At 68.2% G+C, this 13,855-nt stretch carries 10 protein-coding genes; 1 reads left to right on the top strand and 9 read right to left on the bottom strand.

The genetic code is table 11. The annotated features are described in order from the left end of the window. Positions 1–3: 3 nt before the first annotated feature. The 8 genes from AB0H42_RS14300 to yajC all read right to left on the bottom strand — a co-directional run bounded on the left by AB0H42_RS14300 (position 4) and on the right by yajC (position 12,266). Positions 4–1,650 (bottom strand): cutinase family protein, encoded by a 1,647-nt coding sequence (locus tag AB0H42_RS14300; protein ID WP_357055006.1) that lies wholly within the window; start codon positions 1,648–1,650, stop codon positions 4–6. A 431-nt stretch (positions 1,651–2,081) separates the two neighbouring features. Next, a complete protein-coding gene (locus tag AB0H42_RS14295; protein WP_030521537.1) occupies positions 2,082–4,478 on the bottom strand; it encodes a RelA/SpoT family protein in 2,397 nt (798 codons plus the stop codon). A 177-nt stretch (positions 4,479–4,655) separates the two neighbouring features. After that, on the bottom strand, positions 4,656–6,233 hold the full coding sequence (locus tag AB0H42_RS14290) for an ATP-binding cassette domain-containing protein (RefSeq protein ID WP_357055003.1): 1,578 nt from the start codon (positions 6,231–6,233) through the stop codon (positions 4,656–4,658). 185 nt (positions 6,234–6,418) lie between these two features. After that, positions 6,419–6,925, bottom strand: coding sequence for an adenine phosphoribosyltransferase (locus tag AB0H42_RS14285; RefSeq protein WP_357055117.1), 507 nt, complete (start codon positions 6,923–6,925; stop codon positions 6,419–6,421). 96 nt (positions 6,926–7,021) lie between these two features. Next, positions 7,022–8,707 (bottom strand): ABC transporter substrate-binding protein, encoded by a 1,686-nt coding sequence (locus AB0H42_RS14280; RefSeq protein ID WP_357054999.1) that lies wholly within the window; start codon positions 8,705–8,707, stop codon positions 7,022–7,024. Between the two features lie 18 nt (positions 8,708–8,725). Next, the gene (secF, locus tag AB0H42_RS14275; protein ID WP_357054996.1) at positions 8,726–9,934 is read right to left on the bottom strand and encodes a protein translocase subunit SecF; all 1,209 of its coding nucleotides are present in this window, start codon (positions 9,932–9,934) and stop codon (positions 8,726–8,728) included. 2 nt (positions 9,935–9,936) lie between these two features. Next, a complete protein-coding gene (secD, locus tag AB0H42_RS14270) occupies positions 9,937–11,790 on the bottom strand; it encodes a protein translocase subunit SecD (protein ID WP_357054992.1) in 1,854 nt (617 codons plus the stop codon). Between the two features lie 104 nt (positions 11,791–11,894). After that, positions 11,895–12,266 carry a preprotein translocase subunit YajC gene (yajC, locus tag AB0H42_RS14265; RefSeq protein WP_357054989.1) on the bottom strand — a complete coding sequence of 124 codons (372 nt, stop codon included), beginning with the start codon at positions 12,264–12,266 and terminating at the stop codon, positions 11,895–11,897. Between the two features lie 191 nt (positions 12,267–12,457). On the opposite strand from yajC, the gene AB0H42_RS14260 reads away from it, so the two are divergent. Next, a complete protein-coding gene (locus AB0H42_RS14260; RefSeq protein ID WP_357054985.1) occupies positions 12,458–12,703 on the top strand; it encodes a DivIVA domain-containing protein in 246 nt (81 codons plus the stop codon). A 59-nt stretch (positions 12,704–12,762) separates the two neighbouring features. On the opposite strand, the gene ruvB is transcribed toward AB0H42_RS14260, so the two are convergent. Further along, positions 12,763–13,851: a Holliday junction branch migration DNA helicase RuvB gene (ruvB, locus tag AB0H42_RS14255; RefSeq protein ID WP_357054982.1), complete on the bottom strand. Its 1,089-nt coding sequence runs from the start codon at positions 13,849–13,851 to the stop codon at positions 12,763–12,765. Between the last annotated feature and the right edge of the window lie 4 nt (positions 13,852–13,855).

Here is a 13,855-nt window from a genome sequence, read left to right as displayed (position 1 = left end):
CGATCAGTTCACGGAGAACGAGTCGGTTTTGGTTGTACGGGGTGTAGGAGTGGTGGTCACCGGACCCTCCGGGGCACCATTGTTCACTCCTGTCCCAAAAGGGAATTGTCCCGTACCGGAGGGAGCGGGCGCAGGCGACGCGCCGGGATCGGCACCTGAGAATCCGTTCGGAGCGGGAACTCCGCTGTCCGGCATGCTCGGGACCTGCGGTATCGCCCTTTCCGCGACGGGTTCGTTGCCGCTGCCGTGTACCGCGGCGAGATCCCGCGCGGCGGCGGCGAACCAGTCGGCGATGAAGCGGGTGGGCGCCTCACCGGTGGCCGAAATGGCCGCATTGCCATAGGCCTGGTGTCGCTGGATGGTGTCCCAGTAGCGCACCCATGTCGTGGTGTCGAGCAGGGCGTGGTTGTCGGTGATGTTGTCGACGACCGCGTCGAAAGCCTGACTCACCAACCGGATACCGGTGGTGGGTGGAACGAGCTGCGGAACGGCACCCAGCAGTTTGACACCCAGCATCAGCAGCGCCGCCGGGGGATTCGCCAGTCCGGCGGTGGCCAGTTCGGCGATCGCCGTGGGGTTCAACACCGTACGGACCACGGTGACCACCGCGTTCAGCCCGATCATGCCCACTTTCAGCAGAGCTCGCATGGCGCCCGGAATATCCAGCGGGGTCCGCGGATCGGCGGCGTCGGCCAGCCGTTCGGAGATCGACTTCTTCGGCGAGATGTTCAGCGTCGCCAGCGAGGTGCCCTGGATGTCCTCGTTGACCACCTTGGTGGCCGTTTTGATGGAGGTGAACGCCAGGGCCTGGGCGATCGAGGTGAGCGAGGCGATCGGATCGCCGCCGCTGAGTTTCATCTGCCCCACGACACCGGCCACCGCCTTGAGGATCGGCGCGCCCTCGGGAGCATCGCAGGCGAGATCGCCCGCGGCACAGAAACTGGCCACACGCCCGGTGAGCGCACCGAAATTCTCCGCGGTATCCCGATCGGGCGCGATACCGCCGCCGGTGGCCGGCGTCTGGTTCAGTGCCGCGATATGCCCGATCTCGGTGCCCTCGGTGCCGGGAGCGGGGTCGGGGTTGGCCTTGCCCGGCGCACCGGGGAACAGCGGGGCTCCGGCGTTCCGGGTCGGGTCACCGATCAAGGCGACCGCGGCGACCTTGTCGGCGGGCAGGCCGCCCTGCCCCCGGCCGATCTCCTGCGCGAATACCGAGGCCACATGCGCGCCCTGCGAATACCCGACGATCGCGAAGCGGGTCTCCGGGCAGCGCTGTGCCACCGAGCCTGCCATACTACGCAGCCGGATCAGGCCGCCCTTCACCGAATCCGAATACGGTGTGGCGCTACCGCCGTCGACCCCACCGAAGCTGGACTCGTACGGCACGTAGGCACGCTCGACCAGTCCCTGGTCGGGCGCCGCGGCCATGAGCGGCCGGAAGACGGTGGACAGCATGCCGGTATCGGTCGTGGGGGCGGCATCCGGCGAGGATTCGCCGGTGCCCTGGATCCCCAACGCGTACAGTGCCGGACACGACGTCACCGCGAGTTCGGTCGAGGGGCCCGCCGGATTCGGCGGTTGAGCGTACGCGGGAGCGGCGAGTGTGCCCGCTGCCGCCGTCGCCACAGCGACGGTGAATGCGATCAGCATCCCCGAGAATCTTGTGCATCCAGCCATAGCGACCCGCAATCAGTCCTACCGCAGTTACCGAGCGCGACGAAACGCAGTAAACGGTAACAGATTCCGGCTATGACCGCTGAAGCGCCGAAGAGTTTACGCGACCCGCCAGCACGACCCGTACGTGACGCGGCGCGCCGAAGCCCGAACGTTATATTCTTCCGGCGACCGCAGAAGGGCTGCCAAGGCCCCGAAACACGTCCCGGAACACCCCTCTTCCCGTCTCGGTGAAAGACGGAATCCGCGGGAAACGCACGCGGTCACCACGGGGACACCCGGAACACCGGCCGACGCCCGCGCACCGCTCGGCCGCCGAGACCACCGCAGCGAACGCACACGGCCACGCCGGACATCGGGGCACCCGGGAAGAGTACGACCACGACCACAATGGACGCGGGGGACGCTCAGGCGGCGGAGGTCACCCGGTACACGTCGTAGACACCTTCGACATTGCGGACAACATTCAGCAAATGCCCGAGATGCTTCGGATCACCCATCTCGAAGGTGAATTTGCTGATCGCCACCCGGTCGCCATGGGTGGCCACCGACGCGGACAGGATATTGACCTTCTCGTCGGCGAGCACCTTGGTGACATCGGAGAGCAGCCGGGTGCGGTCCAGCGCCTCGATCTGGATGGCCACCAGGAACACCGAATGCGGCGACGGCGCCCACTCCACTTCGATGATGCGTTCGGACTGGGCGCGCAGCGAATCGGCGTTGGTGCAGTCGACCCGGTGCACACTCACCGACCCGCCGCGGGTCACGAAACCCATGATCTCGTCACCCGGTACGGGAGTGCAGCATTTGGCCAGTTTCGCGACGGTCCCCTCGGCACCCGGGATCAGTACGCCGGCATCACCGGTGAGCCGCTGCCGCGACGGTGTGGTGGACGGCGTGGACCGTTCGGCGAGTTCGTTCTCGACATCACCGATTCCGCCCAGTTGGGCCATCAGCCGCTGCACCACGTGATGCGCGGAGACCTGATGTTCGCCGACGGCGGTGTAGAGCGCGGAGATATCGCTGTAGTGCAGTTCGTGGGCGACGGCGGTCATGGCATCGACGCTCATCAACCGCTGCAGCGGCAGTCCGACGCGGCGGACCTCCTTGTTGATCTGTTCCTTGCCGCTCTCCAGTGCCTCTTCGCGACGCTCCTTGGCGAACCATTGCCGGATCTTGGCCTTGGCGCGCGGCGAGACGACGAAGGTCTGCCAGTCACGGCTGGGCCCGGCATTGGGCGCCTTGGAGGTGAAGACCTCGACGACCTCACCGTTCTCCAGCTGGCGCTCCAGCGCCACCAGCCGCCCGTTGACCCGGGCACCGATGCATTTGTGCCCGACCTCGGTGTGCACCGCGTAGGCGAAGTCCACCGGCGTCGACTTCTGCGGCAACGTGATCACATCACCCTTGGGGGTGAAGACGAAGATCTCGGGCGCCTTGAGGTCGAAGCGCAGCGATTCCAGGAACTCCGCCGGGTCGGCGGCCTCCCGCTGCCAGTCGAGCAGCTGCCGCATCCAGGCCATATCGTCGACCTCGGCGGCGTCCCCGGAATGGCGGCCCTTGGTCTCCTTGTAGCGCCAGTGCGCGGCGATCCCGAATTCGGCGGTCCGGTGCATATCGTGGGTGCGGATCTGCACCTCGAGCGGTTTACCGTCCGGGCCGACCACCGTCGTGTGCAGCGACTGGTAGACGCCGTAGCGGGGCTGGGCGATATAGTCCTTGAACCGCCCGGCCATCGGCTGCCACAGCGAATGCACCACACCGACGGCGGCGTAGCAGTCGCGCACCTCGTCGCACAGGATCCGGATACCCACCAGGTCGTGGATATCGTCGAAATCCTTCCCCTTCACGATCATCTTCTGATAAATCGACCAGTAGTGCTTGGGGCGGCCCTCGACCGTGGCGGGGATTCGGGACGCCGCGAGGGTGTTGACGATCTCCGCGCGCACCTTCGCGAGATAGGTGTCACGTGACGGCGCCCGGTCGGCAACCAGGCGGACGATCTCGTCGTATTTCTTGGGATGCAGAATCGCGAACGCGAGGTCCTCCAGTTCCCATTTCACGGTGGCCATACCCAGCCGGTGCGCCAGCGGCGCGATCACCTCGAGGGTTTCGCGTGCCTTCTTGGCCTGCTTCTCCGGGGGCAGGAACCGCATGGTCCGCATATTGTGCAACCGGTCGGCGACCTTGATCACCAGGACACGCGGGTCGCGCGCCATCGCGATGATCATCTTGCGGATGGTCTCGGCCTCCGCCGCGGCGCCCAGATTCACCTTGTCCAGCTTGGTGACACCGTCGACGAGGTGGGCCACCTCGGAACCGAAATCCGCGGTCAGTTGTTCGAGCGAGTACCCGGTGTCCTCGACGGTGTCATGCAGCAGGGCCGCAACCAGGGTGGTGGTGTCCATCCCCAGCTCGGCCAGGATATTCGCGACGGCCAGCGGGTGGGTGATGTACGGATCACCGGATTTGCGGAACTGGGTCGCGTGCCGCTCGTCGGCCACGTCGAACGCCCGCTGCAGCTGGGTGAGATTGGCCTTCGGGTACAGCTCGCGGTGCACCGTGGCCAGCGGCTCGAGCACCGGTTTGACCGCCGGGATGCCGCGCTGACCGGTCATCCGCCGGGCCAGCCGGGCCCGTACCCGGCGCGACGCCGAACTCGGGACCGCGCCGGAGGACCGGACACCGTCGGGTTCGGGCGCGGGCTCCGGGCGCGAACCGGCGGCAGGGGCAGGGGTGGCGGCACCGTTCGACTGCGAACCGGACGTCTGCTCGACATTCGCCTCGCCCAGATGCTGAGTCATGCCACCACCTCTCCGTGCCGCGGCAGATCACCGCAACGTTCCAGACCACCAACTTTAACCCCCACAGCACCGTGGGAAACCCCCGCCGCAACACCATCGACATCGATCGATATCCCCGGCCACCCGGGAGAACGGCCCGATCGCACCCCGGCGTTCCCCCGTCGGCGCGGTCCGGGGTCATTCCACCAGACCGGCCGGGGTCAGTTCCAACTGCCGGGTGACCCCGATCTCGTCCAGGAACCGCTGATCATGACTCACCACCAGCAACGCTCCCCGATACGCGGCGAGTGCCTGCGTGAGATGGCCGAGACTCACCAGGTCGAGATTGTTGGTGGGTTCGTCCAGTATCAGCAGGCCGGGCCCGGGTTCGGCGAGCAGCAGAACAGCCAGCGCGGCCCGCAGCCGCTCGCCACCGGACAGGGCGGACGCGGGCACATCGGCGGCGGCACCACGGAACAGGAAGCGAGCGAGCTGGGCGCGGATCCGTTCCGGTGCCGCGTGTGGGGCGGCGCCGGCGACGTTGTCGTATACGGTCCGCTGCTCGTCGAAGATATCGAGACGCTGCGGGAGCAGCCGCCAGGGCACCCGGGGCGGTTCCGCGGTGATCCGCCGCAGCAGCGTGGTCTTTCCGACACCGTTGCGGCCGGTGATCGCCAGCCGCTCCGGCCACCGCACCGCGAGGGACACCACCGGGCCGTTGGCCAGTTCCACCCCGTCCAGCTCGAGGACCTCCTGCCCGGGATGCAGTCGGGTACCGGGCAGATCGACGCGGATCTCGCGATCGTCGCGCAGCATCTCCTCGGCCCTGTCCAGCCGTTCCCCGGCGTCCTCCACTTTCTCCAGATGGTTGTTGCGCAGTTTGCCCGCTGCGACCTGTGCCTGCCGTTTGCGCTGGCCCATGATGATCTTCGGTTCGCGCTTGTTCTCGAACATCTTCTGCCCGTACCGCTGCCGCCGGTCGAGTTTGATCCGGGCCTGTACCAGTTCCCGCGACTGTTTGCGCACATCGCTGCGGGCCTCCCGGATCGCTGCCCGCGCTGTCTCCTGTTCCTGATCGACGGCGCGCTCGTAGTCGCTGTAGTTGCCGCCGAACAATCGCAGCACGCCGCCGCGGAGTTCGGCGATGGTGTCCATCCGCTCCAGCAGATCGCGGTCGTGGCTGACCACCACGACGGTCCCGGTGAACTGTGCGACCACCTCGTAGAGGCGGGCGCGGGCGGCACCGTCGAGGTTGTTGGTGGGTTCGTCGAGCAACAGCACATCCGGTTCGGTCAGCAGTTGCGCGCCCAGGCCGAGCAGGACGGTCTCGCCACCGGACAGCGTCGCCAGGCGGCGGTCCAGCTGCTGTACACCGTCGGCGAGGTAGCCGAGACCGAGCCGGCCGAGCATCGCCACCGCGCGTTCTTCGATATCCCACTGCGCCCCGACGACCTCGAAATCGGTCTCGGTACCGCTACCGGACTCGATGCGATGCAACGCTTTTCGGATCCCCGCGATACCGAGTACCTCATCGACGCGCCGGCCGACGGCGAGCCCGAGATCCTGGCGAAGATAGCCCAGCTCCCCGGTCACGGTGATCGACCCGCGAGCGGGCAGCAGATCGCGCGCGACCAGCCGCAGCAGGGTGGATTTCCCGGCGCCGTTGGCTCCCACGAGCCCGATATGGCCCGCGGTGAGCACCGCGTCGAGCCCGTCGAACACCGGAGTCCCGTCCGGCCAGGTGAACGAAAGATCGGAAAGGGAAATATCGGCCATGGCTGCCCCTGGAGGTATCGATACGGAGGCGACGCGCAGAACGCGGGCCGCACGAGCGACTACCTCATGAGAGCAACGGCAGCTCCGATCCTCGGAAACAAGACTCCGGCGACGATACGCGCCGGCCACCACGAACGCCAGCACATTGCGCACCGGGTCACATTTCGGCCCGGGAGTCGCGTGACCTACACGGTGACGATCGACGTGACCGGGTATTCGCCCTGTCGGGCCCGGCCGCCCAGCGCCTCGATTTCCAGCACGACCGCGGCAGCCACCACCTCTGCCCCGGCCTCAGCGAACAGGTCGGCGGCGGCGGCAAGCGTCCCGCCGGTCGCCAGGACATCGTCGAGCAGCAGGACGCGGCGGCCCTCCAGCGCCACGCCGGTGGCCGGAATCTCCAGCGCCGCCGTACCGTATTCGAGTTCATACTCCCGCGTGATCACCGGCGGTGGGAGTTTGCCGCGCTTACGGACGGCCAGCACACCGGTACCCAGTGTCGTGGCGACTCCGGCGCCGAGGAGGAAACCCCGGGCATCGACCCCGGCCACCAAATCGGCATCCGGCACCAGCGCGGCCAGACAGTCGACCACCGTACGGAAGCCCTGGGAATCGGCGAAAACCGGAGTGAGATCGGCGAATCGCACCCCCGGCTCCGGGAAGTCGTCGGCCCAGCGGGTGTATCTGCGCACCATCGCGGCGGCCTGACCGGATCGCGCGGCGACCACGTCCGCGGGTTCGACCGCCGCGTGCTTGCTCATCGACACCTCCATGATCGGCTACCGCGCAGCTCAGCGCTGCAGGACCCACTGGTCCATATTCCAGCCGGATCCGGCCCGGGTGGGCCCCGCGACGGCGTTCTGCAGCCCTCCGCCGAAGGCGATGGTGCGCGGCGTCGCGAACAATGGCACGCTCGGCAGCTGTGCCCACAGCAGGTTCTCCGCCTCGGTGAGCAGATTCAGCTGATCTGTCGAATTCTCGTCGGCCGCAAGCTGATCCGTGATCGCATCGTAACGGCCGTTGCGGAACTGACCGACATTGAGCCCACTGCCGCTGCGCAGTCCGCTCACCGCGGCGATACCGTCGAGCGAACCGGCCGGACCGGGCAGTCCGCCGGGGCCGCCGAGAACCGCGTCCACCGCGCCGCCGGCCAGTTGCGCGGTGCCGAAGTCCGGGGTGCCGGCGTCCTCCACGGCGATCCCGGCCTGCCGGCAGGAGTCGGCGATCATCGATACGGTGCGCGCGCGGCGGGCATCCGGGGCCAGATAGCCGACACGGACGGTGAGCTGCTTCTTCCCGGACTCGGCGAGCGCAGCCTTCGCCCCGGCCACATCACCGCCGGCGAACGGATCGGCGGCGCCGGTCACCGCCGGGTAGAACGGCGAATCCGGCTGCACCGTACGCGAATCCGCAAGACCCGAGCCCAGCCCGGTCTCCGGTGCCTCCGCCACCCGGCCGAGCTGGTCGAACAGCGCCTGGCGGGGCACACACAGCGCGAACGCGCGCCGCGCGGCATCGGTTTCGAAGACTCCACCGGTGCCGAGCACCAACTGCTCTACCCCGCGGCCGGGCTGCTGTTCGACCGCGAACGCATCCAGGTTCAGGTCCGGCAGCGAGCCCGTACCGATATCGACCACCGAGACCGAACCGTCCGCGATATGGGCGGCGAGGTCGGCCGGTTTCGGGTACACCACGATCCGGCCCGTGGCGGGAGCGTCACCCCACCAGCGTTCGTTGGCCACCAGGACCAATCCGTTGCCGAGATCGAACGATTCGATCCGGTACGGCCCGGAGGACGGGAACGCGGTGATATCGAGATCACCGGGCGCCAGATTCCACCCGGTATTCCAGAACTGGGCCAGCCGGTCCAGGGCGGGCCGGTCGTCGTTCTGGACGGCGGCGACGATATCGGGCACGTTCGCGGCCTGGGTCGCCACATGCGCGGGCATCAGTTCACCGGCGCCGAACAGGGTGCGCCAGGGCGAGTAGCGACGGCCCGGCCGGAACACCACCGTGCCGTCCTTGGACCCGGGCCGGCACTCCACCCGCTCGATATCCTCGTAGCCGGCCGTGCTCGCCGAATCGAACCCGGGAAACCGGCCGCTGCGTGCGGCCCAGGTGAACACCAGGTCGTCACACGAGGTGGGGACACCGTCGGAGTAGACACCCGCGGGGTTCAACCGGTACTGGATCGTCTGCGCCTCCCCGGGCACCTCCTTGGCGGACCCGGTATCGGTATCGGCGATCGGCTGCCCGTCGGGGCCGGTGTAGAAGAAGCCGGTGAGCACCCGGCCGAACACCGCCTGGGCCGCAGCCGCCCCGGCGGTGGTCCCGCCGTTGTAACTGGTGACGGTGGTGTCGACGGCGTAGCCGATCGACGGCACCTTGTCCTTGCCGGAACATCCGGCCGCCAGTCCGGCCGCCGCGGCCGTGGCCGCGAGCAGCGCGATCGTCCGGCGCAGAGATGAGTGTCGCATCGAACTACCCCTCGTCTGTCAGTGCCGCCTCTGTCGTTTTCCGGTGGGGCGGGCGCCGGGCGGAGGCCCGCCGGGCCCGGTCCTGCGTGGGTTGCGCTGATCCAGGTCTTCGGGTGCGCCCGCGGGGCGCCGGCCGGGTCCCGCCGCGGCCCGGTCGGCACCGGGGACGGGCCGTCCGCTCGCCGGTGCCGTGCGCCGCGCGTGCACCTTCTTCGTATGCGCCGCCACCGGGCCCCAGCGTTCCTTGATGGATACCAGCAGCGGAGTCGCGAAGAAGATCGACGAGTAGGCGCCGACCAGGGTGCCGACGAGCTGCACCAGCGCCAGGTCCTGCAGTGTGCCGACCCCCAGCATCCACACCGCGATCACCATCAGGCCGATGATGGGCAGTGCGCCGATGAGGGTGGTGTTGATGGAACGCATCAGGGTCTGGTTGATGGCCAGGTTCGCCTGTTCCCCGTAGGTGCGCCGGCTCGTGTGCAGCACCCCGCGGGTGTTCTCCTCGACCTTGTCGAAGACGACGACCGAGTCGTAGAGCGAGAACCCGAGGATGGTGAGCATGCCGATCACCATCGCGGGGGTCACCTCGAAGCCGACCAGCGAATACACCCCGGCCGTGACCAGCAGGTCGAAAACCAGGGCGGCCAGCGCCGCCAGGGCCATATCGCGTTCGTAGCGGATACCGATGTAGACGCTGACCAGTACCAGGAACACCGCCAGCGCGATCAGCGCCTGCCTGGTGATCTGCCCGCCCCAGGTCTCGCTGACATCGGAGGCGCTGATGGCGTTGCGGCTGGGGTTCCCGCTGTCATCGCGCGGCTGGAACTGGTCGAACAGCGCGGCCTGCAGGGCGCCGAGCTGTTCGGCATCCAGTGTTTCCGAACGGATCAGAATGGTTTTGCCGTCGCCGGTACCCACGGTCTGCACCGATTCGGGCTCCGAACCGATGGTGTCGCTGTAGACCGTCTCCACCTGCTCGGTGGTGACATCACCGGCCGGCAGCTGGATACGCGAGCCGCCGACGAAATCGATACCGAAGGTGAAACCGCGCACCGCCATGCTGGCCAGGCAGATCAGCACGATCCCAGCGGTGATCAGATACCAGCGGCGCCGGTTGCCGATCACATCGAGTACACCGGTGCCGGTGTAAAGGCGGTTCAACCAGCTGTGCCGGGCGCCGGAGGGGCGCGGCGCGGAAGGTTTGTCCATCGTCACGGGGCTGTTCATCGTCACGCCTTCCCGACCGCGGCCTCGGCCGCCTTGCGTTCCCGGGCGAGCTCCTGCATCGCGCCGAGCCCGTTCACCGACGGTTTGGCCCAGAAAGTGGACCGGGAGGCCAGGTGGACGAGCGGTGCCGTCACCAGGACCACGACCACCACGTCGAGAATGGTGGTCAAACCGAGCGTGAACGCGAAGCCGCGCACCTGGCCGACGGCCAGTGCGTACAGCACGGCGGCCGCGATGAAGCTGACGGCGTTACCGGACAGGACGGTCTTGCGCGCGCGCTGCCAGCCGCGCGGTACCGCCGACCGGAAACTTCGTCCCTCCCGCATCTCGTCCTTGATACGTTCGAAGAACACGACGAACGAGTCGGCGGTCATACCGATACCGATGATCAAACCGGCGATACCGGCCAGGTCCAGGGTGAACCCGATCCAGCGGCCGAGCAGGACCATGATCCCGTACACCGCGAAACCGGATCCGATCAGCGACAATGCCGTGAGGAATCCGAGCATGCGGTAGTAGACCAGGCAGTAGATCAGCACCGCGACCAGGCCGACCGCCCCGGCGAGCAGGCCCGCCTTCAGCGAGGACAGCCCGAGAGTCGCCGAAACCGTCTCGGCTTCGGAGGTCTGGAACGACAGCGGCAGCGAACCGTACTTCAGCGTGTTCGCCAGTTCCTTGGCGCTGGCCGCGTTGAAATCACCGGAGATCGAGGTGCGCCCGCCCAGCTGGGGACCCTGCTGGACCACGGGTGCGCTGACCACCTCCGAATCGAGGACGAAGGCGACCCGCTGCTGCACGTACTCACCGGTGAGCGAGGCCCAGGCATCGCTACCGCTGCCCTTGAACTCGAGGTTGACCTCGTGCCGCGCCTGCTCGGTGTTCAGGCCGGAGGTCGCGTCGGCGATCTCCTGTCCGTCGATCCGGCTCTTGTCGAGCAGGAACACCTCTTTACCGTCGGTGGAGCAGGTGACCAGCGGCAGGTTCGGATCGTCGTTGCCGGCGAGCGGATCGGCGGCGGTGCAGTCCAGGGATGCCATGGCGAGCTGCTGGGTGGTGGGATCGGTGCTCTGCCGGATGGCTTTGGCCATCTCGATCTCCTGCTGCGCCTGTTCCTGCGGGCTCAGCGATCCTTCGGCGGGAGTGGCCGGCGGAGCGTTCGGATCCTGCGGAGCGGGAGCCGGAGTGGTCTCGGCGGGCGCCGAAGGTTCGGTGGGCGGTTCACCGGGCGCCTGCGCCGGATGGACGTCGACCTCGCTCTCCGGCAAGGGCGCGGCGGCGGGGGTCTCCTCGGCCGGTGCGGTGGCGCCGGTATCGGGAGCCGCACCGTCCTGAGTGCCGGTGTCGGGCGTGGTGCCCGCATCGGGAGCTGTGTCCTCCGCACCGGTACCGGGTACCGCGCCCTCCGCACCGGCCGGTGCGGGAGCGGGCTCGGGCGCCGGGGTGGTCTGGCCCGGGGCCGGCTGCTGCGCGCTCGGCGCCGGCGCAGCGTTCAGGACCGGCCGGATGTACAGCTTGGCGGTGCTGGCCAGGGTGCGGGCCTGCTGACTGTCCTCGCCCGGGACGGTGATGACCAGGTTGTCCCCGTCGATCACGACCTCGGATCCGGAGACGCCGAGACCGTTGACCCGGTTCTCGATGATCTCCTGCGCCTTGGCGAGACTGTCCTTGCTGGGCCGGTTCCCGTCGGGCGTTCGCGCGGTCAGGGTGACCCGGGTACCACCCTGCAGGTCGATGCCGAGTTTGGGTGTCGGTGATTTGTCACCGGTGAAGAACACCAGCGCGTAGATCGCGGCCACCAGCACGCCGAACAAGGCGAGCCAGCGGAATTGGTGCGCCGATCCCTGGGACGGTGGCACAGGTCGTCATCTCCTAGGCGGAAGTTCTGGGTGGAGCGGCCACGGCACATGCCTATACCACCGGTTGCCCGGGATATCCGGTTCCGGTGGCCGGGCCGTGGTGATCAGTCCTTGGTCAGCCGGATTTCGGTCTGCTCCGGGGTCTCCTCGGCGGTGGGGGCGTCGACGGAGTCGGTCGACTCGGCGCCCTCAGTGCTGTCACCAGCGGTTTCGTCGTCGGTATCGTCGACGCGCACGTCGCGGATGGCCGCACGCAGCCAGGTGGTCACGACATCCTCGGCGATCTCGAGATCGACACTGGTGTCGTCGGCGTCGATCACGGTGCCGTACAGGCCCGAGGTGGTGGTGACCCGGTCACCGACCTTCAGACTGTCCTGCATCTGGGCGACTTTGTCGGCCTCTTTCTTCTGGCGGCGCATGCCTAGGAACATCGGCACCAGCAGCGCGACCAGTATGAGCGGAAACAGCAGATCCATGGTCGAAGTCAGTTCCTGATCTGGGTGGGGAGGGGGACAGGTACGCACACAGTCTGCCAGTTCTTCGGATCCGCGCCACACCCGCACGCCGGAACACGCGGCAGCCGGGTAGCCGGGAGTCGAGCCGGTGGCACATATCACCCATCGGCGAACCCGCGATGAGGAGCGCCCGGCCGCGCGATAATCAGCGAATGACTCCCGAAGATGTTCACCAGATCACTTTCGCGCGAGCACCATTCGGCCGCCGCGGCTATCGGGAGCGCGATGTCGACGAGCTGCTGGATCTGATCGCGGCCGCGCTGGCCGGGCGGGCAACGGTCACCTCCGAGCATCTGAGCCGCGGTGTCCGCACCGTGCCGAACATTTTCCAGCGCGGCTACCACCCCGACCAGGTGGACGCCTTTCTGCAGCAGGTGCGCCGCCGGTTCGGGCTCTGACCGGCGCACGGATCAGGCCGCGACGAGCGATCCCGCGCCACCGGCCCGTGGACAGCGGCTCATTCGAACAGATCGAGCGTCGGATGCGGTTCGCGACCGCGGACCTCGAGCGCCCCGAACGCCAGGTCCGGAGGCGGGATGAGGCCCAGATGCGACCAGGCGGCGGCGGTCGCGACCCGGCCGCGCGGGGTACGCGCGACCATCCCGGCCCGCACCAGGAACGGTTCGCACACCTCCTCGACCGTCGCCGGTTCCTCACCGACCGCCACGGCCAGCGTCGAGACGCCCACCGGTCCGCCGCCGAAGCCACGGACCAGGGCGCTCAGCACCGCACGGTCGAGCCGATCCAGGCCCATCGGATCGACGTCGTAGACCTCGAGCGCCGCCCGGGCGACCGCCAGGGTGATGAGGCCGTCGGCCCGCACCTCGGCGTAGTCGCGTACCCGGCGCAGCAGCCGGTTGGCGATCCGGGGCGTGCCACGCGAGCGGCCCGCGATCTCGGCGGCGGCGTCGAGATCGATGCTCACGCCGAGAATCCGCGCCGAGCGCTGCAGGATGAGCAGCAGTTCGTCGGGTTCGTAGAACTCCATATGGCCGGTGAAACCGAACCGGTCACGCAGCGGGCCGGTGAGCGCACCAGACCTGGTGGTCGCCCCCACCAGGGTGAACGGGGCGATATCGAGCGGGATCGAGGTCGCGCCCGGTCCCTTGCCGACCACCACGTCGACCCGGAAATCCTCCATCGCCAGATACAGCATCTCCTCGGCGGGCCGGGCCATGCGGTGGATCTCATCGATGAACAACACGTCACCGGCGACCAGATTACTGAGCATGGCGGCCAGATCACCCGCACGTTCCAGGGCCGGGCCGGAAGTGATGCGCAGCGCGGTGCCCAGCTCGGTGGCGATGATCATCGCCAAGCTCGTCTTGCCCAGCCCCGGCGGCCCCGACAGCAGGATGTGGTCGGGTGTACCGCCGCGGGCCCGGGCGCCGCGCAGCACCAGGGTGAGCTGTTCGCGCACGCGCAGCTGGCCGATGAACCCGTCGAGTGAGGTGGGACGCAGCCCGGAGTCGGTATCGCCGTCCGAGGCCAGGTAGTCGGCACTCACCTGCGATTCCGGCGAGGTCTGGTCGTCGTCGTATTCCATTACG

Source organism: Nocardia sp. NPDC050799 (assembly GCF_040654015.1).
Classification (GTDB): domain Bacteria; phylum Actinomycetota; class Actinomycetes; order Mycobacteriales; family Mycobacteriaceae; genus Nocardia.
Note: the sequence above shows the minus strand (reverse complement) of the source record. Positions and strands in the feature narration are given on the sequence as shown.

Coding starts and splice junctions, on each gene's coding strand:
- AB0H42_RS14300 (WP_357055006.1), bottom strand. CDS start 1,650: ATGCTGATCGCATTCACCGTCGCTGTGGCGACGGCGGCAGCGGGCACA.
- ruvB (WP_357054982.1), bottom strand. CDS start 13,851: ATGGAATACGACGACGACCAGACCTCGCCGGAATCGCAGGTGAGTGCC.
- AB0H42_RS14260 (WP_357054985.1), top strand. CDS start 12,458: ATGACTCCCGAAGATGTTCACCAGATCACTTTCGCGCGAGCACCATTC.
- AB0H42_RS14280 (WP_357054999.1), bottom strand. CDS start 8,707: ATGCGACACTCATCTCTGCGCCGGACGATCGCGCTGCTCGCGGCCACG.
- yajC (WP_357054989.1), bottom strand. CDS start 12,266: ATGGATCTGCTGTTTCCGCTCATACTGGTCGCGCTGCTGGTGCCGATG.
- AB0H42_RS14290 (WP_357055003.1), bottom strand. CDS start 6,233: ATGGCCGATATTTCCCTTTCCGATCTTTCGTTCACCTGGCCGGACGGG.
- AB0H42_RS14295 (WP_030521537.1), bottom strand. CDS start 4,478: ATGACTCAGCATCTGGGCGAGGCGAATGTCGAGCAGACGTCCGGTTCG.
- AB0H42_RS14285 (WP_357055117.1), bottom strand. CDS start 6,925: ATGGTGCGCAGATACACCCGCTGGGCCGACGACTTCCCGGAGCCGGGG.
- secF (WP_357054996.1), bottom strand. CDS start 9,934: ATGAACAGCCCCGTGACGATGGACAAACCTTCCGCGCCGCGCCCCTCC.